Source organism: Bradyrhizobium sp. USDA 4503 (assembly GCF_054055815.1).
The window spans coordinates 6,379,079-6,400,826 of record NZ_JBSRXS010000001.1; the positions used below are offsets into that span (position 1 = coordinate 6,379,079).

15 protein-coding genes are annotated in these 21,748 nt (G+C 64.0%); 10 read left to right on the forward strand and 5 right to left on the reverse strand.

Going from position 1 to position 21,748, the window contains the following annotated elements; genetic code table 11:
• Positions 1 to 21: 21 nt before the first annotated feature.
• Complete coding sequence (locus ACVMIH_RS30310) at positions 22 to 645, forward strand: CGNR zinc finger domain-containing protein (protein WP_168858232.1); 624 nt, start codon at positions 22 to 24, stop codon at positions 643 to 645.
• A gap of 12 nt (positions 646 to 657) precedes the next feature.
• Here ACVMIH_RS30310 and ACVMIH_RS30315 read toward each other — a convergent pair whose 3' ends face one another.
• Positions 658 to 1,485 carry an MBL fold metallo-hydrolase gene (locus ACVMIH_RS30315; RefSeq protein WP_456864427.1) on the reverse strand — a complete coding sequence of 276 codons (828 nt, stop codon included), beginning with the start codon at positions 1,483 to 1,485 and terminating at the stop codon, positions 658 to 660.
• A 174-nt stretch (positions 1,486 to 1,659) separates the two neighbouring features.
• On the opposite strand from ACVMIH_RS30315, the gene ACVMIH_RS30320 reads away from it, so the two are divergent.
• A complete protein-coding gene (locus ACVMIH_RS30320; protein ID WP_456864429.1) occupies positions 1,660 to 2,610 on the forward strand; it encodes an alpha/beta fold hydrolase in 951 nt (316 codons plus the stop codon).
• On the opposite strand, the gene ACVMIH_RS30325 is transcribed toward ACVMIH_RS30320, so the two are convergent.
• On the reverse strand, positions 2,594 to 4,111 hold the full coding sequence (locus tag ACVMIH_RS30325) for a permease (RefSeq protein WP_456864431.1): 1,518 nt from the start codon (positions 4,109 to 4,111) through the stop codon (positions 2,594 to 2,596). The genes ACVMIH_RS30320 and ACVMIH_RS30325 overlap by 17 nt on opposite strands.
• Positions 4,108 to 4,860, reverse strand: coding sequence for an ABC transporter ATP-binding protein (locus ACVMIH_RS30330; RefSeq protein WP_050382508.1), 753 nt, complete (start codon positions 4,858 to 4,860; stop codon positions 4,108 to 4,110). The genes ACVMIH_RS30325 and ACVMIH_RS30330 overlap by 4 nt, the downstream gene beginning before the upstream one ends.
• A gap of 295 nt (positions 4,861 to 5,155) precedes the next feature.
• On the opposite strand from ACVMIH_RS30330, the gene ACVMIH_RS30335 reads away from it, so the two are divergent.
• From ACVMIH_RS30335 to ACVMIH_RS30360, 6 genes are all read left to right on the forward strand, one after another.
• Positions 5,156 to 6,031, forward strand: a complete 876-nt coding sequence (locus ACVMIH_RS30335) for a branched-chain amino acid ABC transporter permease (protein ID WP_028336612.1) — start codon at positions 5,156 to 5,158, stop codon at positions 6,029 to 6,031.
• Positions 6,032 to 6,041: 10 nt separating this feature from the next.
• Entirely contained in the window at positions 6,042 to 7,193 is a 1,152-nt protein-coding gene (locus ACVMIH_RS30340; RefSeq protein WP_016846829.1) for a branched-chain amino acid ABC transporter permease, read from the forward strand.
• Positions 7,190 to 7,948 (forward strand): ABC transporter ATP-binding protein, encoded by a 759-nt coding sequence (locus ACVMIH_RS30345; RefSeq protein WP_028336610.1) that lies wholly within the window; start codon positions 7,190 to 7,192, stop codon positions 7,946 to 7,948. Before ACVMIH_RS30340 ends, ACVMIH_RS30345 begins: the two co-directional genes overlap by 4 nt.
• Before the next feature lie 10 nt (positions 7,949 to 7,958).
• A complete protein-coding gene (locus ACVMIH_RS30350; protein ID WP_057020093.1) occupies positions 7,959 to 8,738 on the forward strand; it encodes an ABC transporter ATP-binding protein in 780 nt (259 codons plus the stop codon).
• A 139-nt stretch (positions 8,739 to 8,877) separates the two neighbouring features.
• Positions 8,878 to 10,716, forward strand: a complete 1,839-nt coding sequence (locus tag ACVMIH_RS30355) for an AMP-dependent synthetase/ligase (protein ID WP_057020092.1) — start codon at positions 8,878 to 8,880, stop codon at positions 10,714 to 10,716.
• A 79-nt stretch (positions 10,717 to 10,795) separates the two neighbouring features.
• Positions 10,796 to 11,995, forward strand: coding sequence for an ABC transporter substrate-binding protein (locus ACVMIH_RS30360; protein ID WP_050382511.1), 1,200 nt, complete (start codon positions 10,796 to 10,798; stop codon positions 11,993 to 11,995).
• 28 nt (positions 11,996 to 12,023) lie between these two features.
• On the opposite strand, the gene ACVMIH_RS30365 is transcribed toward ACVMIH_RS30360, so the two are convergent.
• Complete coding sequence (locus tag ACVMIH_RS30365) at positions 12,024 to 12,854, reverse strand: transglutaminase-like cysteine peptidase (protein WP_456864434.1); 831 nt, start codon at positions 12,852 to 12,854, stop codon at positions 12,024 to 12,026.
• A gap of 595 nt (positions 12,855 to 13,449) precedes the next feature.
• Between ACVMIH_RS30365 and ACVMIH_RS30370 the strand changes: the two genes are divergently transcribed.
• Together ACVMIH_RS30370 and ACVMIH_RS30375 are read left to right on the forward strand one after the other, a co-directional pair.
• Positions 13,450 to 17,616 carry a VCBS domain-containing protein gene (locus ACVMIH_RS30370; protein WP_456864436.1) on the forward strand — a complete coding sequence of 1,389 codons (4,167 nt, stop codon included), beginning with the start codon at positions 13,450 to 13,452 and terminating at the stop codon, positions 17,614 to 17,616.
• Between the two features lie 100 nt (positions 17,617 to 17,716).
• Positions 17,717 to 19,951, forward strand: coding sequence for a CHASE2 domain-containing protein (locus ACVMIH_RS30375; protein WP_456864438.1), 2,235 nt, complete (start codon positions 17,717 to 17,719; stop codon positions 19,949 to 19,951).
• A 148-nt stretch (positions 19,952 to 20,099) separates the two neighbouring features.
• On the opposite strand, the gene ACVMIH_RS30380 is transcribed toward ACVMIH_RS30375, so the two are convergent.
• Positions 20,100 to 21,707 (reverse strand): ABC transporter substrate-binding protein, encoded by a 1,608-nt coding sequence (locus ACVMIH_RS30380; RefSeq protein WP_253594223.1) that lies wholly within the window; start codon positions 21,705 to 21,707, stop codon positions 20,100 to 20,102.
• Between the last annotated feature and the right edge of the window lie 41 nt (positions 21,708 to 21,748).

A 21,748-nucleotide genomic window follows, 5' to 3' on the forward strand; every position in this document is an offset into this window, starting at 1 on the left:
TTCCAGAGGAGTTGCTGGACCATGCCGCGCGTTCCTTCGCCTGAGGCGTCGTCCCGGGAAGAGCTCAGCATCAAGTTCGTCAATACCGTCGCATGGCGTCTCCGCGACCTGGTTGAGGATCGGATCGCGACTTCGGATTCCATTCTGAAATGGCTGGTCGATGCCGAACTGGCGGATCGCCGGATCGCCGCGCAGCTCAGGGCGCGATGGAAAGCCTCACCGCACGAGGCCGATGCCTTTCTGAATGCGGCGCATGGTCTGCGCGAGGCGCTCTACAGGATCTTTATCGCCCGCATCGGAGGCGGCCGGATCGATCCGACGGCGCTGGCCGATATCAACCGATACCTTGAAGCCGCGTTGGGCGGTGTTGCGCTCGCACCTGTCGGCGACACCCTGCGGTGGCTGCCGACAGCCGGGAAAGTTGCGCCCGAGACGCTGCTCAAGCCGATCGCATGGTCGGCGGTGAGCCTTCTGACCGGGCCCCGTGCGCTGAGGGTGAAGCAGTGCCAGGATGAGCGGGGTTGCGGTTGGTTGTTCGTTGACGAGAGCCGTACTCAGAACCGGCGGTGGTGCTCGATGGGCGATTGCGGCAATCTTGCCAAATCGCGGCGGCACTACCGGCGCAGCCAGGCGGCGGAGGAATGAGTGCGTTGAGCCTCACACCCCGTCGAGGATGATCACCGTCGGCGTCGCCGGCAGGGTGTCGCGCGAAATCCGCAAGGTGCGCTCGCCGCCGCGGCGATCGATCTCGAACTGCTGGCCGATCAGGCGCATGAACTCGTCGAGCGGGGTGGTGAAGCGGTGCATCGGCAGCACGACGGCGGCGCGCAATCGCCTGGTGATCTCGGAGATGCCGTCGAGCGACATCGTATAGGTGCCGTCGATCGGCACCATCACGATGTCGAGCCGGCCGATCGCGGCGAAATGGCTGTCGTCGAGCTTGACGTGGAGGTGGCCGAGATGGCCGATGCAGAGGCCGGCGACCTCGAAGATGAAGATCGAATTGCCGTCCTTGATCATCTCGCCGCCGGGGTCTTCGCCCCAGTAGCGGCGAATGTCGGTGGTGACGTTGCGGATATAGACGTCGCCGATGCGCATCGCGTAATGCGCGGCCTGGCCGTTCTCGCCCCAGCCATGCAGCACGTGGGGAATCTTGGGGTCGGGAAACAGCGTGTAATGGGTCGCGTGGGCCCGGTTCATGGTCGCGACGTCGGGCAGCCGCCCGGTCCGATAGACGCCGTTGTAGTCGGTCGCGATCCGGATGCCGCCGGGCGTGTCGATATAGTAGGTCGAATGGCCGGCATAGGTGATCGCGACTTCGTCGGACTTGGTCGCGTTCTTGTCCGCGACGCGGCGGTAGCTCACGGGAACGGCGCGCGGCGGCGCATTTGCCATCGCCAGGCATTCGCTGCGCCGGGCGTCCTGCGCGAAGGCGTGACCGGTCAATGATCCCAGCAAGACGAGCGCGGCGAGCAATCTCAGCATGACCTGTTCCGTCTGCGGCGGCATCCGCGGACGGAAGAGTAGCGCGCAATTGGCGCGCCGTCATGATGAGGCCCGTGCATCGCTCCATGGCGCGGGCTGCAACACGAGCCGGGCGATTATTGCGTCGGGACACGCTAGGATGCCGCGCAAACGATCGAGATCAGGGAGTTCTGCGTGACTGATACCGTCTCTTCGCAGCGCGCGCCTTCGACCAAACGGCTCGAGCCATTGCGCCATGTCGATGCCGGTGTGCTCAACATCGCCTATTACGAAGCGGGCCCCTCCATTGGGCCGGCCGTGCTGCTGATGCATGGCTTCCCCTACGACATCCATTCCTATGTGGACGTCGCGCCCATGCTGGCGGCGCAGGGCTGTCGGGTCATCGTGCCCTATCTGCGCGGCTACGGACCGACGGCGTTCCGCGACAAGGCGACGCCGCGCTCGGGCGAGCAGGCGGCGGTCGGCGCCGACTTGATCGCGCTGATGGACGCGCTCGGCATCGAGCGCGCGGTGTTCGCCGGCTATGACTGGGGCGGCCGCGCCGCATCGATCGGTGCGGCGCTGTGGCCGGAACGATGCATCGGACTCGTCTGCACCAACGGCTACATGATCCAGGACATCGCGCATGCGATGGTGCCGGCGCCGCCTGATCGCGAGGTGCCGCTTTGGTATCAGTACTACTTCCAGCTCGAGCGGGGGCGGGCGGGGCTCGCCGCCAACCGGCGCGGCATCGCCAAAATCCTGTGGTCGCAATGGTCGCCAAGCTGGGCGTTCGACGACGCCTGCTTCGAGCGGACCGCGGTTGCGTTCGACAATCCTGATTATGTCGACGTCGTGATCCACAGTTATCGGCACCGTTACGGCGTTGTCGACGGGGATCCGCAATATGCGGATTTGCAGCGGCGGCTCGACACATTGCCTGTCATCAGGGTCCCCGCCATCTCGCTCGACGGCGCCGACGACGGCGTGACGTTCGCGACCGACGGCAGTCGCACCGCGGCAAAGTACACCGGCCGCCTTGCCCATCGCCTGATTCCGCATGCCGGCCACAATCTGCCGCAGGAAGCGCCCGAGGCGTTTGCCGCGGCGGTGATCGAGGTGATGAAGGCTAGCGCCGCGGGCTGATCTTCCAGGCGATGGCAAGCGTCAGCAGCGTCAGAATGCCGCTGACCAGCGCGGCCGTCGGGATTGTCAGGGCCAGTGCCGCGGTTGCGGCCCAGCCGATCGAGGAAAAGGCTTCCGCGAAGGTGGCGATGCGGGAGGAGGTTTGGCGCCGGCGGAATTGGCTGCGCTTGGCCTGTGCGCGGAACCAGAGCTGGACCGCGGCGGCGGATGCGGTCGCGATGAGGATTGCGATCGCCGTGACCGCGGCCTGACCTGGCGAGGCAAACGCCAGCGCGGCCACCAGCGGGGCGAAGATTGCGGCGATCGCGATCAGGACCACCTCGACCTTGGCGCGGGTCACGCGTGACGGCGGCAGCGGCGCGGTCGCCACCAGATCGGGCGCGTCCTCGCCGGAGATGGTCAGCCAGGCGAGCCCGCCGGCGAGCTGGCCTGCGGCCATTACGATGACGGGCGTAATCAGCACGATCGCGGTCGACGTACCGGAGAAGCTGCGCCACAGCATCAGCGCCGGCGGCAGCAGATAGAGCATCTGCATCAGGGTCTGCGACAGCAGCCACGGATCGCGACGCAGCAGCAAGAATTCCTTGCGCCGCAGCGCCTGCTGCCGCGAGCCCGCCCGGAACGCGCGGGCGCGTCCCCGCGTCACCGCAGCTGGATTGGCGGCGACGCTGGCGACCGTATCGGCAAACCGCGGTGCGAATATCGCCATCACGCCGCCGAGCATCACCAGCGCCGCGGCGAGCAGCAGCATCATGATTTCGAGGTCGCCGAGCGATGCCCGCGCCGGCCACCACAGCAGGTTGCCGAGGGCGGGGGCAATTCGCGCCGCGGTTTCCGAGGTCAGGAAGGCAAAGCGCGACAACGTGCCGTAGGACAGCACGGCCACGACCTGCAGCGCGATGACGAAGCCGGCGCCGATCACGGCGGAGACGACCTGCGCCACCAGCCGCGTCCGGCTCGGCCCGATCAGGCGGAACAGGAACGCGGTGACGGCGATCGCGGCGGCTGCCGCCGACAGCCCGATCGCAAGGACGACGCCGAAGCCGGCGAGCCACCGCGGGCCGCCGAGATAGACCAGCACGTCGATGAACGGCGTCGACAGCAACAGCGCCATGCTGCTCACCGTCAGCGCGATCGCGGCGATCCGGATCGAGAAGATGTTGGTGAGTTTTGCCGGCGACGACATGATCAGATCGAGATCGGCGCGGGCGTAAAACACGCGCGTCACTGACTCGATCGCCTGCGAGAGCATCAGCGCCCAGGCCAGGAAGATCGTCGCGGTCAGCACGATCAGCGACGACGGGTCGAGCGGAAACCGCAAGTCGGAATAGCGGTTGACCACGGCATAAGCCGGCAGATGCAGGATCGCCGCGAAGACCAAGAGGCCGATCACGGCGCGATTGCGCCGGCGCCGGCCGCCGGTCATCATCGCCAGCCATTCGCGCCACGCCAGGCGGAATTCGTGCCGCGCGAACCAGGTGAGGTGGGCGACCGAGCTCACGCGGCCGCCGCTTCGGTATCGACCAGCGCGATGAACATGTCCTCGAGGGTGGTGTCGTTGCGGCCGTTCTGCGCGCGCAGCTCGGCCAGCGTGCCCTCGGCAATGAGCCTGCCGGCCGCGATCACGCCGATCCGGTCGGCCATCCGCTCGGCGACTTCGAGAATGTGGGTCGTCATGATCACGGTGCAGCCGGCGCGGACGCGCTCCTGCAGCAGTCCCTTGACGTGACGTGCCGACAGCGCGTCGAGGCCGGTCAGCGGCTCGTCGAGAATGATCAGGCGGGGATCGTGCACCAGCGCGCCGGCCAGCGCCACCTTCTGGCGCATGCCCTTGGAGAAGCCTTCGCAGCGCTCGTTGAGATGCGGCTCGAGCCCGAGCGACACCAGGAGATCGCGCGCCGAGCTCTCCGACGTGCGCGGATCGATGCCCCACAGGCCGGCGACGAATTCGAGATATTCCAGCGGCGTCAGCTTGTCGTAGATCATCGGCTCGTCGGACACCCAGGCCATGATCTGCTTGGCGGCGACCGGATCGGCCAGCGCGTCGATGCCGAGGATCGAAACCGAGCCGGCATCGGGCCGCAATAGCCCCGCCACCATGCGCAGCGTCGTGGTCTTGCCGGCGCCGTTCGGTCCGAGCAGCGCATAGAACTCACCGACACGGATCGTGAGATCGAGCGCGTCGACCGCCGGGCGGTCAAAACGCTTGGTTAACCCTCGCACGGCGAGTGCGGACAGTTCAGGTGTCATGGCGGGGTGGCGATCCGGAATTTCGCTCGTCGGTTGCGCAAAGCTTGGACAAAAACCGTTTCGGTGCAGTGAATCGCACGGGGCAAATCAAAGGTGATATCCGTATTAGTCCGTGCTGCGGCAAATCTCCGCAAATGTGATGATACAGCGACAACAGCGGTTTGTTGACAGGGATCGGGCCTTTTGGCTCAATCGGGGCGGACATAGGCGGCTTTCGGCGCTCCAGACACAAGGGCGTGAAGGCGGGATGCAACGAGCGATCGGATAAGAATCGCCGGGCATCGGGGAGGGAACGATGCTGGACTTTGTTCAGCAGCTCGTCAGCGGCATCGCGCTCGGCTGCGTTTACGGCCTGATCGCGCTCGGCTTCGTGCTGGTCTACAAGGCAACCGAGGTCGTCAACTTCGCGCAAGGCGATTTGATGATGCTGGGCGGCTTTTTCGCCTTCACCTTCATCGGCATGCTCGGGCTGAATTACTGGGTCGGGTTCGCCGGCGCGGTGATCTGCATGGCGCTGTTCGGCATGCTGGCCGAGCGGCTCGTGGTGCGGCCGATCCTCGGCTACCCGCAATTCTCCATCATCATGGCGACGATCGGGCTCGGCTATTTCCTGCGCTCGGTCTCCGGCATGATCTGGGGCACCGACGACTTCAAGATCGAGACGCCGTTCAGCCAGGGCGTGCTTCGGATCGGCAGCCTGGTGCTCGCCTACGACAAGCTGTCGGTGATCGCGGCGACCATCATCCTGTGCGCGCTGCTCTATCTGTTCTTCAACCGGACCACGCTCGGCACCGCGATGCGCGCCAGCTCCGAGAACATGCTGGCTGCCTATTACATGGGCATTCCGGTCAAGCGGGTGGTCTCGATCGTCTGGGCGATCTCGGCCGCGGTCGCGACCTGCGCCGGCGTGCTGCTGGCGCCGATCACCTTCATTCATTCCAATGTCGGCCTGGTGCTGGGGCTGAAGGCGTTTCCGGCTGCGGTGCTCGGCGGCTTCGGCTCGATCCCGGGCGCCGTGGTCGGCGGCGTCCTGATCGGCGTGATCGAGAGCATGGCCGGCTTCTATCTGCCGCAGGGATGGAAGGACGTCGCGCCCTACATCGTGCTGCTCGCGGTGCTGCTGCTCAAGCCCGAGGGCCTGTTCGGCCTTCACGTCCGGAAGAAAGTCTGAGGAGCAACGGATGCGGTTTCTCTTCAAGACCGATTACGAAGACGACATCAAGCTGTTCCCGCATTCGGGCTACATCTATTCCTACGGCCTGTTGCTGGCGGTGCTGCTGATCGCGCCCTACGTGCTCTCGAGCTATCTGATGAGCCAGCTGGTCTTCGTCTGCATCTACGCGACCGTCGGCGTCGGGCTCTTGATCCTGACCGGCTTCACCGGACAGGCCTCGCTCGGCCATGCCGCGTTTCTTGCGATCGGCGCCTACACAGCGGCCTATCTGCAGCAGTTCAATGTGCCGTTTCCGGTCTACTTCCTCGCCGCGGGGTTGTTGACCGGCGTGGTCGGCGCGCTGGTCGGGTTTCCGGCGCTGCGGCTGCAGGGCATCTATCTGGTGATCGCGACGATCTCCTTTGCGTTCATCGTCGAGGAGATCCTGGCGCGCTGGGAAAGCGTCACCAACGGCAATGAGGGCATGCGGGTCAAGACCATGCAGCTGCTCGGCACGACGGTGTCGCGCGACGGCCCGACCTTCTATTACCTCTGCCTTGCGGTGCTGGTGCTGACCATCGTCGGCACGCTCAATCTGCTGCGCTCGCCGACCGGGCGCGCCTTTGTCGCGATCCGCGACAGCGAGACCGCGGCGCGCAGCATGGGCATCAATGTCGCACTCTACAAGGTGAAGTCGTTCGCGATCTCGGCGGCGATCACCGGCTTTGCCGGCGTGCTGTTCGCGCACAAGCTCTCCTTCATCTCGCCCGAGATGTTCACGCTGCAGCTTTCGATCGAGTTCATCATCGTGATCCTGATCGGCGGCACGTTCAGCCTGCACGGCGCGGTACTGGGCGCGATCTTCCTGGTCATGATCGATCCGTTCCTGACCTATCTGAAGGACGATATGCCCGGCGTGATCGGCGGCATTGCTGCCACCCTCGGCGCCGGCACCGAGCGCGCGGGCCATATCCAGGACGCGGTCGCAGCCTTCGCCTCCGCCAACGGACTGAAGGGCGCGATCTACGGCATCATCATCGTGCTGTTCGTGCTGTTTGAACCGCTCGGACTCTATGGCCGCTGGCTCAAGATCAAGCTCTTCTTCCAGCTGTTCCCGCTCTACAAGCGCGCCACCTTCAAGCGGCAGAAGATCTATGTGAAATCGGAGCGGAACAGATGAGCTATTTCCGCGCCGAGAACCTGTCGCTGCATTTCGGTGGCCTCAAGGCGGTCGATGCGGTCAGCTTCGCGGTCGAGAAGGGCGAGATCCTCTCGATCATCGGGCCCAACGGCGCCGGCAAGAGCTCGATCTTCAACCTGATCTCGCGGATCTATCCGCCGACCTCCGGCAAGATCTTCTTCGAGGATCAGGACATCACCCAGGAGCCGGCCTACGATATCGCGAAACTCGGCATCGCCCGCACCTTCCAGAACATCGAGCTGTTCGAGAACGCGACCGTGCTGAGCAATCTCCTGGTCGGCCGCCATCGCCATTCCACCACCCGGCTGTGGCAGGAACTGTTGTTCCTGCCGAGCGTTCGTGCCGGCGAGAAGGCGCATCGCCGCCGCGTCGAGCAGGTGATCGAGTTCCTCGATCTCGAGCCCTACCGCGACAAGCTGATCTCGGGACTGCCTTACGGCGTGCGCAAGGTGATCGAGCTGGCGCGGGCGCTGTGCTCGGAGCCGAAGCTGATCCTGCTCGACGAACCGTCCTCCGGCCTCAATGTCGAGGAGACCGACGACATGTCGTTCTGGATCCGCGACATGAAGAGCGAGCTCGGCATCACCGTGCTGATGGTCGAGCACGACATGACGCTGGTCAACCGCGTCTCCGACCGCGTCATCGCGCTGAACTACGGCCGCGTGCTGGCGATGGGCTCGCCGTCCGAGGTGCAGCACCATCCCGACGTCGTCGCAGCGTATCTCGGCGCATGAGGATGATGCCATGAGCACAGCGGACATCATCCTGAAACTCTCCAACATCGAAAGCTATTACGGGCCGATCATGGCGATCCGCGGCGTCAGCCTCGAGGTGCCGCGCGGCCGGATCGTGACGCTGCTCGGCGCCAACGGCGCCGGCAAGACCACGGTCCTGAAGACGATCTCCGGCATCCTCGACCCGCAGAAGGGCTCGATCGAATTCCTCGGCAAGCCGATCCAGCGCATGGAGGCCGACCGGATCGTGAGGCTCGGGCTGAGCCACGTGCCGGAGGGGCGCGAGGTGTTTCCGTTCCTGTCGGTGCGCGAAAACCTGATGATGGGCGCCTATCTGCGCAGGGACCGCGACGGTGTGGCGCAGGACCTCGAGCGCGTCTACGGCTATTTTCCACGGTTGAGAGAGCGACTCGGCCAGCCGGCCGGGCAGCTTTCGGGCGGCGAGCAGCAGATGCTGGCGATCGGGCGGGCGCTGATGAACCGGCCGACGCTGCTGTTGCTCGATGAGCCGTCGCTCGGGCTGTCGCCGATCCTGGTGAAGGAGATCTTCACCATCATCCGCCGCGTCAATGAGGAGCAGGGCATGTCGATCCTGCTGGTCGAGCAGAATGCCAAGATCGCGCTGGAGACGGCGCATTACGGCTATGTGCTGGAGATCGGCCGCGTCGTCATGAACGACAGCTGCGAGCGGCTGATGAATTCACCCGATATCCAGGAGTTCTACCTCGGCGCCAAGGAAGCCGGTGCGCGCGGCGAGCGGCGCTGGAAAAAGAAGAAGACGTGGCGTTGAGAATGACTGGGCGTTGGCAATGGCGCCGAGGAAGGTTTGGCACTGAACGAGAGTTGGAGCTAGATTTCAGGCCAGTTTCGCCAACAAGACCGGCAACACAAGCCGGCGCGTGAGACCGGCGGCAGAGGAGGGAGCGCGCATGGCAGGACCAGCGGTGCTGACGGTTGCCGACACGATCGCGAGGAGCTTTCTGCTCGCGGTTCAAACGCGTGGCGACAGGCCCGCGATCCGCGAGAAGAAGTTCGGCATCTGGCAACCGACCAGCTGGCGCGAATGGCTGCAGATCTCCAAGGACATCTCCTACGGCCTGCATGCCACAGGCTTCCGTCCCGGCGACGTTGGCTCGATCATCGCCAACGCGGTGCCGGAATGGGTCTACGCCGACATGGGCATCTTGTGCGCCGGCGGCGTCTCGTCCGGCATCTATCCGACCGATTCGGCCGCGCAGGTCGAATACCTCATCAACGATTCCCGCACGCGGGTGATCTTCGTCGAGGATGAGGAGCAGCTCGACAAGGTGCTGACCTGCCGGTCGCGCTGTCCGACGCTGGAGAGGATCGTCGTGTTCGACATGGAGGGCCTCTCCGGCTTCTCCGATCCGATGGTGCTGTCGCTCGCGGAATTCACGTCGCTCGGCCGCAATCATGCCTGGGGCAATCCGGCGCTGTGGGACGAGATGACCGGCAGCCGCACCGCCTCCGATCTCGCGATCCTGGTCTACACCTCCGGCACCACGGGCCCGCCCAAGGGCGCGATGCACTCCAACCGCAGCGTGACGCACCAGATGCGCCACGCCAACGATCTCTACCCCTCGACCGACAGCGAGGAGCGGCTGGTGTTTCTGCCGCTCTGCCACGTCGCCGAGCGGGTCGGCGGCTATTACCTCTCGCTCGCGCTGGGATCGGTGATGAATTTCGCCGAGAGCCCGGAGACGGTGCCGGACAATCTTCGCGAGGTGCAGCCGACCGCATTCCTCGCGGTGCCCCGGATCTGGGAGAAGTTCTATTCCGGCATCACCATCGCGCTGAAGGATGCGACCCCGTTCCAGAACTGGATGTATGCCCGCGCGCTCGCGATCGGCAACCGGATGACCGAGTGTCGGCTGCAGGGCGAGACGCCGCCCTTGTCGCTGCGGCTCGCCAACCGCGCGGCCTATTGGCTGGTGTTCCGCAACATCCGCCGCATGCTCGGGCTCGACCGCTGCCGGATTGCGCTGACCGGCGCCGCGCCGATCTCGCCGGATCTGATCCGCTGGTATCTCGCGCTCGGCATCGACATGCGCGAGGTCTACGGCCAGACCGAGAATTGCGGCGTCGCGACCATGATGCCGGCGGATCGCATCAAGCTCGGCTCGGTCGGCAAGGCCGCGCCCTGGGGCGAGGTGATGATCTGCCCGAAGGGCGAGATCCTGATCAAGGGCGATTTCCTGTTCATGGGCTATCTCAACCAGCCGGAGAGGACCGCCGAGACGATCGACGCCAAAGGCTGGCTGCACACCGGCGACGTGGGGACGATCGACAATGAAGGCTATGTCAAGATCACCGACCGGATGAAGGACATCATCATCACCTCCGGCGGCAAGAACATCACGCCGTCCGAGATCGAGAACCAGCTCAAGTTCTCACCCTATGTCTCGGATGCGGTCGTGATCGGTGACAAGCGGCCGTATCTCACCTGCCTGATCATGATCGACCAGGAGAATGTCGAGAAATACGCCCAGGACCACGACATCCCCTTCACCAATTACGCGAGCCTGTGCCGCGCACGCGAAATCCAGGATCTGATCCAGCGCGAGGTCGAGGCGGTCAACGTCAAGTTCGCGCGCGTCGAGACCGTCAAGAAATTCTATCTGATCGAGCGCCAGCTCACGCCCGAGGACGAGGAGCTGACGCCGACCATGAAGCTGAAGCGCAGCTTCGTGAACAAGCGCTACGCGGCCGAGATCGCCGCCATGTATGGCGAACGCGCGGTGGCATAGCCGAGGAGAAAGAAATTGGCGAAGGAGCGAGCAGGCCCGACCCTTCGCTTAACATGGGCCATGTAAGGAGGAGACTGCAATGTCGAAATCGCTGAAGGCGCTGGGCCTTGCGGTGAGTGCGCTGGCGCTGACCTGTCTGCCGGCCGCAGCCCAGACCAAGGTCACCAATGAAGGCATCTCGCCGACCGAGATCGTGATCGGAACGCATCAGGACTTGTCCGGCCCGATCAAGGTCTGGGGCGTTCCGGTGTCCAACGGCATGAAGATGGCGGTTGAGGAGATCAACGCCGGCGGCGGCATCAACGGCCGCAAGATCAAGATGATCCTGGAGGACAACGGCTACGATCCGAAGAAGGCGGTGCTGGCCTCGCAGAAGATGGTCGAGCGCGACAAGGTGTTCGCGATGATCGGCCCGATGGGCTCGCCGACCGTGCTCGCCGCGCAGGACATCCTGTTCGATGCGGGCGTGTTGCAGCTGTTCCCGCTGACGGCCGCCGAATTCACCTTCAAGTTCGATCCCGCCAAGCCGCAGGAGCGGCTGAAGTTCAACAACCTCCTGCCCTATGTCGAGAGCACGCGCGCCGCGCTCAAATACATGATGGAGTGGAAGAACTTCAAGAAGCCCTGCATCATGCATCAGGATGACGAGTACGGCAAAAACGTGCTCGACGGCTTCACCCAGCAGCTTGGCGCGATGAAGGTGCAGCCGGCCTCGGTCACGAGCTACAAGCGCGGCGCCTCCGACTTCTCGGCGCAGGTCGCCAAGATGAAGGCCGACGGCTGCGACCTCGTCGTGCTCGGCACCGTGATCCGCGAGACCATCGGCGCGATGAACGAGGCCAAGAAGCTCGGCTGGGATGTGACCTTCCTCGGCGCCACCCCGACCAACGTGCTCGAAGTGCCGGCGCTCGGCAAGGAAGCCGTCGAAGGGCTCTATGCGGCCTCGGGCTTCGAGATTCCCTACGAGGACACGGCCAAGGGCAAGGTGAAGGACTGGCTGGTGAACTACAAGAAGATGTTCAACACCGACGCCAACACCCAGGCGATCATCGGCTACAACGCGGTGATGACCTTCGCCTTCTACGCCCAGAAGGCGGGCAAGGATCTCTCCGGCCAGAAGATGCTGGACTCGCTGGAGTCAGGCGACAAATTCCTCGACATCTTCAGCTCGCCGCCGACCAAGTTCTCCAAGACGGATCATCTCGCCAACACCATCACCCAGGTGCAGCAGGTCAAGGGCGGCCGCTGGGTGCTGGTGAAGGATAATCTGATGTTCTGACGGGTAGTCGCTCATCTGGATTCACTCGTCATTGCGAGGAGCGAGCGACGAAGCAATCCATCTTTCCGCGGAGGGATGGATTGCTTCGCTTCGCTCGCAATGACGGAAAGTATGTCTGCGCCGCCGGCCGCCAAGCGGCCTCGGCGACGAGCGGGGCATCGACATAGCGGCTGACGCCGTGCTGGTCGATCACGAAGGTCGGCCGAAAACTCCTGATGTCGTTGTCCTCGATCATCGCCATGCGGCGGTTGTCGAGCGTCAGCCAGCGGCCGTCGAGCCGCGCCGCGACCACCGCATGGTCCTCGCCGCCGACGAGGTCATGCAGGACGACGATCCGCAGATCTTCCGGCGCCACGCCGGCCTTGCGCAGCGCCACGAGTTTCGCGATCGCATAGTCCTCGCAATCGCCGCTGCCGCGGGCGAAGGTGGCGAGCGGCGTCGCCCAGACGTCGGGCTCGCCATAGGCCACGAGATCGCTGCCCGGACGGATCGCAAGGTTGATTGCGCGGTTGATTTCGCCGAGCCGGGCGCGACCCTGACGCGCCCGTCCGGCATCGACGATCGCCAGGAATCGCAGCGCCGCCGGCGACACGCAGCCGGCGCGGTCGCTCTCGCAGGCTGCCAGTTGCTCCAATTCGTCGGCGAGCTGGCGCTGCACGCCGAGCCATTTGTCGTGCAGGCCGCCGTCGGCAAGCAGGCTGGTCGTCAGGCCGAACGGCTCGGTCGATTTTCTGATCAGCGTCGCCGGACCGGGCGAAAGCAGCGAAGCGGCATTGAGCTCGGCAACCGGCGCGGCCAGGGCCAGGCCGAAGCCCAGCATGACGGCGCTCAGCGCAAGCGGGCGAAGCGAGAATCTCATCCGACACCCCCTGTCCGCTCTTCGGCGGGTGGAAATTGCACCGCGCACGCGATCGGATCGTTTCATGCCGGGCAGCATGGCGAACGATCCCTTCGAATCGACTTAAGATGTGGGGAATCAGGGGAAGAGGCTAAAGGGCGCCTGCTTGGGGTCCCGAAAACTTTACCGGTTTGTGAAAGGAAGCGGCGAACCTTTTTCCACTGCTTTGCAACTCATCCTTGCCCTCTGGTTAACCCGGCCGGTCCGCGCACGGGACTGCTGTGATTTGTAAGCTAAGTCACAGCTTTGGCCGGGAAATTGGGGTCAAATGGCCGCTCTGGGCTAAGGGGAAATAGAGGCAAGTACAGAAATGCCAATCAATACCACGAATACGTGGCTCAGTACGTATCTTGGCTTAAATCCCACCTTATGGTACCGTCAGGCGAATCCGAACTACACGGCTCTTCACAGCGTGAGCCAAGTCACATCCAGTCAAACCGCACTACAGGACCACCTTGCGCAAGCACAGAGTGGTTTCGCCAAGCTTTATCCGATGATATGCAGGCATAATCATTCGGATATTTTAACAATATTAACTCTCGTGCGGTGATCCGCAGTGAACTTTGTCGAGAAATTCGACGGCCTGTTGCCGAGCACGGACGCTTATGCCCGTGGATACGTGCACGTCGACAGCGTTTCCACGCATGCTCCGCCCGGCGCGATCATCGTCGACGACGGGCAATTGCTGTTCACCGGCGACTTCAAGCGGGCCGGGCTCGATCTCGTCATCGCGAAGGACGATCGGGAACTCGTCCTGCACGACTATTTCAAGGGCGAGAAGCGCGCGCCGCTGGCGTCGCCTGACGGCGCGCATCTCACCGGCGATCTCGTCAGCGCACTCACCGGCTATACTCAATATGCCCAGGCCGGCGGCGCGGCGGAGCCGGCCAAGGTCATCGGCCATGTCACCAAGCTGACCGGGAACGCGACGGCCATCCGCAACGGCGTCGCGATCGTCCTGAACCAGGGCGATAACGTCAACAAGGGTGACGTGGTGCAATCCGGCGGCGACTCGACGCTCGGCATCACCTTCATCGACGGCACCGTGTTCGGTCTCGGCCCGAACGCCAAGATGGTGCTGAACGAAATGATCTACGACCCGAACGGGTCGAGCAATACGTCGCTGATGAGTCTGGTCTCGGGCACGATCTCCTTCGTGGCCGGCGCGACCGCCAAGCACGGCGACATGAAGGTCGATACGCCGGTCGCGACCATGGGCATCCGCGGCACCGCGGTGCTGGTCGAGATCGATTTCGACGTGCAGGGCACCGGCGGCGTGCCGCCGGCCAAATTCCAGGTGCTGGTCGAGCCCGATGGCAGCACCGGCTCCTACATCCTGTTCGACAAGACGACGCTCAATCCGATCGCGACCGTCGATCAGGCCGGCACCCAGACCATTGTCAACGGCCAGGGCAGCGTCAGCTTCGTCTCGTCGGCGCAACTGTCGACCGATGCGCAGAAGCTGATCTCCGACGTCTTTGCGCTGAAGTTCACGGACAACAACAATCCCAACACCAAGCTCACCACCAACTTCACGGACAGCGTCGTCCCGGTCTCGAGCAGCTTCAAGCTCACCAGCAGCGACAGTGGCGCGCCGATCATCATTCTGCTGACCTTCGTCAACACGACCGGCCCTCAGGCCGGCGGCGTTCCCAACAGCAGGATCGAGCACATCCCGGGGCCGCCGCAGGTCGTGACTCAGGACGCGGCGTTTACCGAGCGGCCGGGGCTGACCCAAAGCGGGCTGTTCGACACCGCGACGGGCCAGATCAAATGGCTGGACCTCAATGTCGGTGACATACCGAGTGCGAAGGTCGACTATTCCGCGTTCAGCTACCGGGACGCCAACGGCAGCGACGTGACCTCATCGCTGACGGCAGCGCAGCTTGCGGCCATCAAGACCGTCGAGATCCCGTTGCTGCTCGAGCCCGATCCGAACAACAAGAATGCCGGTTCGGCGACCTGGACCTACAACCTTGCCGACAGCGCGTTCGACTTCCTGGCTGCCGGAGAAACGCTGACGCTGGCCTATGTCGCGCGCGTCGATAACAATTTCGCACCGAACAACGAGACCACGTTCAAGACCTTCACGATCACGATCACCGGCACCAACGACTCCCCGGTGGTGACGTCCTCGGCGCAGGCCGGTTCGATCACCGAACTCCCAGCAACGACGAATTCCGCCCAGCCTGATACGGCGCACGGCACGCTGACATTTACCGATGCGGATCTGACCGACACGCATACGGTCACCATCACCGGCGTCACCGAGGCCGGCGTCACCACCGGACTTGCCAGCCATGCCACCGTGCTGAGCTGGCTGTCGTTGGGCGCGCTGACGGATTCGACCGATGGCGTGACGGGATTGCGCTCCTGGACGTTCTCGGCCGCCGACAGGAGCTTCGACTATCTCGCCACCGGCGAGACGCTGACGCTGACCTACACGGTCGAGATCGACGACCATCAGGGCGGCGTCGTCACGCTGCCGGTCACCATCACGATCGTCGGCGCCGACGACAGGCCGGTGATCACCTCGCCGACCCAGGCGGCCGCCATCACTGAAGCCGAGGAGACGACCGGCTCGGTCGTGCCGGATACCGCATCCGGTACCGTGACCTTCGTCGATGTCGATCTCAGCGACACCCACAGCGTCACCGTTGCCGGCGTCACCGAAACGGGCGTGACCACGGGGCTTCCCGATCAGGCGACGATACTGGGCTGGATGTCGCTCGGCACGCTGACGGATTCGACCGGCGGCGTAACCGGATCGCGCGCCTGGACTTTCTCGGCCGCCGACAGGAATTTCGACTATCTCGCTGTCGGCGAGACGTTGACGCTGACTTACCTGATCCAGGTCGACGACCACCACGGCGGTGTCGTCACCCAGCCCGTCACCATCACCATCACGGGCACCAACGACGTGCCGACGTTCACGTCGGAGCCGCCGACCGCCACGGTCCCCGAGATGATCGGCGAGACCGGATCGATCAAGCTCGACGTGGCCCAGGGCGCGGTGACATTTGCCGACGTCGATCTCGGCGACACCCACATCGTGTCCATCACCGGCGTCGCGGAATCCGGAACGACCACAGGCCTGCCTGAGGACGAGTCCACGATTCTGAACTGGCTCTCGCTGGGGACGCTGACCGATTCGACCGGCGGGGTTGCCGGATCCCAGGCCTGGACCTTCTCGGCCGCCGACCGCAATTTCGATTTTCTTGCCGACGGTGAGGCACTGACGCTGACCTATACGGTCGAGGTCAATGACCATCATGGCGGCGTGATCAGCCAACCGGTGACGATCACGATTACCGGCAGCAATGACGCGCCGATCGTCACGTCGGCGCCTCAGGCGGCCATCATCCCCGAACAACCCGATACGACCGGTTCATCGACGCTGGACAGCGCATCCGGCACCGTGACCTTCACCGATGTGGATCTCAGCGACACCCACACCATGACCATCACCGGCGTCGCCGAATCCGGGGCGACCACGGGCCTGCCCGACGAGGCCACGATCCTGAACTGGCTGTCGCTGGGGACGTTGACGGACGCGACCGGCGGTTCAACCGGATCGTCGACCTGGACGTTCTCGGCCGCGGACCAGAATTTCGACTATCTCGCCCTCGGCGAGACGCTGACGCTGACCTACACGATCCAGATCGACGACCACCATGGCGGCGTCATCAACGAGCCTGTGACGATCACGATCAACGGCGCCAACGACGCGCCGACACTCGCCGACGTCAATGCCGGCACGCTCACCGATACCGCCGATAACGACACTTTCGGCACGCTGACCGGCACGCTCCATGGCAACGACGTCGACCATGGCGAAACCGCGACGCTGACTTATGCCGCGCTCAATTCGGACCACACTGCGGTCACGCAGATCGCGGGCCTCTACGGCTCGCTGACCGTCAACCCGGACGGCACCTACAGCTATGTTCCCGATGCTGCCGCGATCAACGCGTTGGGCAAGGGCACCTATGCCGACACGTTCGATGTGGAGACGATCGACGCGCATGGCGCCGTCGGGACCGCGAAGCTGACGATCGACGTGATCGGCGCCAACGACGCGCCCGTGATCCACACCGACAACGTCAGTATCACCGAACATCCCAACGGGACCGAGACGATCTCCGGCCTGACCGTGACGGACGCCGATGCGACGGCCGACGAGACCTTCACCATGGCCGCGGCGACGACGCCCGGTGCGGGCAGCAGCGTTGCGCCTTCGTCGCAGGAGGGGCTTCTCTCCAGCATCAACACCGCGCTTGGATCGTCGGGCCTCGTTTACAACCCCGGCCAGACAGCTCCAGCGACCGACACGATCGCGCTTTCCGTGACCGATGGCCATGGCGCAACCGATACGGTCAACCTGATCTTCAACGTCCAACAGGATCGGCCCGAGCCCGTGATGCTGACCGGGACCAGCGACAAGGACGTGTTCTTCGGGTCGGGTTATCAGGACAAGTTCGTGTTTGCGCCGAACTTCAACCACGACACGATCCTGAACTTCACGCCAGGCGAGGACCAGATCGACCTGTCCGCGGCCGTCTCGGCAAGCACCTTCAGCACCTGGTTCGATCAGCATGTTGCGACATCGCCGACCAATTCAGCGGACACGCTGATCACGATCGACAGCGCAGATACGATCACATTGCACAATGTCGCGAAGGCGAGCCTGTCCCAGAACGACTTCATTATTCATTTTACGTGACGGACGCCCGGCCGTGCCGCCGGGGGGCCGGTCCGGCTGATTGTGCACTGCGCTTGCTTGCTCGATTGGAACAATTCTGCGCGCGTGATATCCAGATGGCATGAAACGGCTGAAGGCGATACGCAGGTGGTTCGCACGGCGCTTCGGCTACGCGCGGCTGGTCTGCGTGGCGCTGTTGATCGGCATTGCTGCGCTGCGGATCGTGGATCCGGCTCCGGTTCAGGAGCTTCGCGTCAGGACGTTTGACACATTCCAGGCGCTGCAACCGCGCCAGAAGACGGCGCGGCCGGTCACCATTGTCGACATCGACGAAAAGAGCCTCGCCGATCCCCGGCTCGGACAGTGGCCGTGGCCGCGGACCCGGCTCGCCGACATCGTCACCAATCTCACCCGGCTCGGCGCCGTGGTGATCGCGTTCGACGCGGTGTTCTCCGAGCCGGATCGTCTCAACCCCGATATCGCCGCCGATACGTTCAGCAGCCTCGATGAGGAGATGCGCGCGAGGCTGCGGCAGCTGCCGAGCAACGACAGCATCATGGCCGAAGCCATCAAGAACTCGCGGGTGGTGCTCGGCGAATCCGGCGGGCCCAACGTGCGCGCCGACCTCAACGAAAAGCTTCCGGTCACCGGACTTGCGATGCTCGGTGAGGAGCCGCAGCCTTTCATGTACATGTTCCCGGGGTTGCTGCGCAACGTGCCGGTGCTTGAGGAGGCGGCTGCCGGGCGCGGCCTGTTCACGATCAGGCCGGAGCGCGACGGCATCGTCAGGCGCGTGCCGATGATCATGGTGGCGCAGGGCATCACCATGCCGTCGCTGAGCTTCGAGATGCTGCGGGTGGCGAGCGGCTCCGGCACGATCCTGATCAAGGCCGACAAGGCCGGTATCAAGAGCCTGGGTCTCAAGGGCTTTGCGATCCCGACCGATCTCCACGGCCAACTCTGGATCCACTACGCCCGCCGCGATCCCTCGATCTATGTCTCGGCGGTCGATGTGCTGGACGGGCGCGTCTCACCGGACCGAATTGCCGGCAAGCTGATCGTGATCGGCACCTCAGCAACCGGGCTGAACGACATCAAGACGACGCCGGTGACGCCGGCGATGCCTGGTGTCGAGGTTCACGCCCAGGTGCTGGAGAGCGCGCTGACCGGCGATGTCGTTTCGCAGCCGAATTACGGCATCGGCATCGAGTTCTTCGCCGCGCTGATCATGGGGCTCCTTGTCATCGCCTTCGCGCCGAAGTTCGGTCCGATCACGTTGGTCGCCGTCGGCGGAATGTTTGCCTCGGTGCTGATCGGCACCTCCTGGTATTTCTATTCCCAGCACCGGCTGCTGATCGACTTCACCTATCCGCTGATGTCGACCACGGCGATCTATCTCACGCTGATCTTCTCCGCCTTCGTGCGCGAGCAGCAGCAGCGTCGACAGATCAGGTCGCAATTCGTGCAGTACATGTCGCCGGCGCTGGTCGAGCAACTGGCGCAGTCGCCAGAGCGGCTGGTGCTCGGCGGCGAGGAACGCGAGATGACCATCATGTTCTCGGACATGCGCGGCTTCACCTCGATCTCGGAAACCTACAAGAGCAATCCGCAGGGCCTCACGGCGCTGATGAACCGCTTCCTTACTCCGCTTTCCAACGCGATCCTCGCCCGCAAGGGCACCATCGACAAATATATGGGCGACGCCATCATGGCGTTCTGGAACGCGCCGCTCGATGACAAGCAGCACCAGCTCAACGCCTGCGATGCGGCGCTCGACATGCTGGAGCGCGTCGACGACCTCAACCGTGAGCGCGAGCAGGAGGCGAAGGACGGCGGCCACGTCTATGTGCCGCTCAACATCGGTGTCGGTCTCAACACCGGCTCCTGCGTGGTCGGCAATATGGGCTCCGATGTGCGCTTCGACTATTCGGTGTTCGGCGACAGCGTCAATCTGGCCTCGCGGCTCGAGGGACAGTCCAAGGAGTACGGCTTCCCGATCATCGTGGGATCGAAGACCGCGCTCGCGGTGAAGGAGAAGTTTGCGATCCTCGAGCTCGACTTCATCATGGTCAAGGGCAAGAAGGAGCCCGAGGTGATCTATGCGATTGCCGGCCGCGAGGATGTCGCGAGCTCCGGCCGCTTCCAGCGGCTGCGCAACCTGACCATAGAGATGCTCGCCTGCTACCGCAGCCGCGATTGGGACGGCGCGCTCGCCGCGATCGAACGCGGCCGCAAGACCGACGAGGCGCAGACGCTGCAATATCTCTACCGCCTCTACGAGGCGCGCATCCACGCCTTCCAGAAGGAGCCGCCGCCCGACGACTGGAACGGCGCATTCGCGTTGACGACGAAATAGACGCCGCAAGCCCGCTGTCGTCCCGGCGAAGGCCGGGACCCAACCACGAATGGTCGTTGACGGAAGATCGTCTCGCCGCGTGCCCATTGCGGCGGCCGCGGCGTATGGGTGCGCAATTGCGCACCAGGCCGGGACGACGATGGAATGTCTATTCCAGCCCGATTTGGGTCAGATCCTGGAACCAGTGCTGCGCCTGCACGAAGGTCTTCACCTTCGGCGACAGCGCGTGCGGATTGGTGTCGTGTACCACCCACACCAGCGCGGCATCGTCGACGATCAGCGCGTGTGCCTGCGCCAGCAGCGCATCCTGTTTCGCGGAATCGAAGGTCTGCTTGGCCTCGTCGATCAGCGCATCGACCTTCGGGTTCTTGTAGCCGCCCCAGTTGACGCCGACCGGCGCCACTTGGCCGGAGTGGAAGAACCGCACGATGGCGTAGAGCGGATCCGACGTGACATAGGCGATGTTGTTGGCGGTGATGCCGGCATTCATCTCGTCCGCCGCGCCCTTGCGCCAGTGCGTATATAATGTCTCGAGCTCGACCACCTTGAAGTCGATGTCGATGCCGATCTCCTTGAAGCTCTGCTGCAGGAACTCGTTCATCGGCAGCGACAGCATCTGCCCGGTACCGCCCTGGGCGATGATGAACGTCGTCTTCAGCGGCTTGTCCTTCGAATAGCCGGCTTCCTCCACCAGCTTCCTGGCGGCCGCGAGGTCGTATTTCAGTTCGAACGTCGGCTTGCCGAACCACGGGCTCGACGGATCGACCTGGCCCTTGGCGGGCTTGGCGAGGCCGTTCATCAGTCCAACCACCGCGTCGCGGTCGATCGCGAGGTTGAGCGCCTTGCGCAGGCGGATGTCGGTCCATGGCGAGCCCGGCAGCACGCTCAAGTGATAGTTCCAGACATGCGGCGTCACGTTGTCGACGATCCGCATGCCGGCGGCCTTGAGCTGCGGCACGGCGTCGGGCGCCGGCGTTTCGATCAGGTCGACCTGGCCGGCCAGCAGCGCGTTGGTCCGGGTCAGCGCCTCCGGCATCGGAATCAGGATCATCTTGTCGACCTTCGCAAGCCGCTTCTTGTCCCAATAGTCCGGGTTCTTCGTCAGCTCGGCGAGCTCGCGCGGTACCAGCTTGGTCAGCTTGAACGGACCGGTGCCGGAGGGCTGGCTGGCGAACTTGTCCCAGTCCTTGCCGAGCTTTTCATATTGTGCGGGGCTGGAGACCAGGAACCAGAGCATCTGATAGGGGAAGAAGGAGTCGACCGTCTTGGTGGTGATCTCGATGGTGAAATCGTCGACCTTGGCGTAGCTCGCAACCGAAGGCAGGCGGGTCTTGACCTGCGCGCTCTGCCGCTTGTCGAATTGCGGTGCCTTGTCGTTCAGCACCTTGTCGAGATTCCAGATCACCGCGTCGGCATTGAAGTCGCTGCCGTCGTGGAATTTGACGCCCTTGCGCAGCGTGAAGCGCCATTTGGTCTTGTCGTTGTCGTCGACCTTCCATTCGGTCGCAAGCCCGGGCACCAGCTTGCCCGGCCGGTCGGCAACATCCATCTCCCAGGCAACCAGCGGATCGTAGATCGTGTAGGCGGTGAACTGATAGGCGCCCGCGCCGCGATCGGGCTGGCCGGTGGTCAGCGGAATGTCGGCCATCGAAATGCCGTAGCGCACAATGGACTCGGCTTGCGCCGACATGGCCGGCCAGCCCGCGGTCAAGGCAAGCGCCATTGCCGCCATCAGGATCGAATTGCGCGCACGCATATGAAGGCTCCGTTGGAAAGACGTTGGAGCCAAATCCTGCA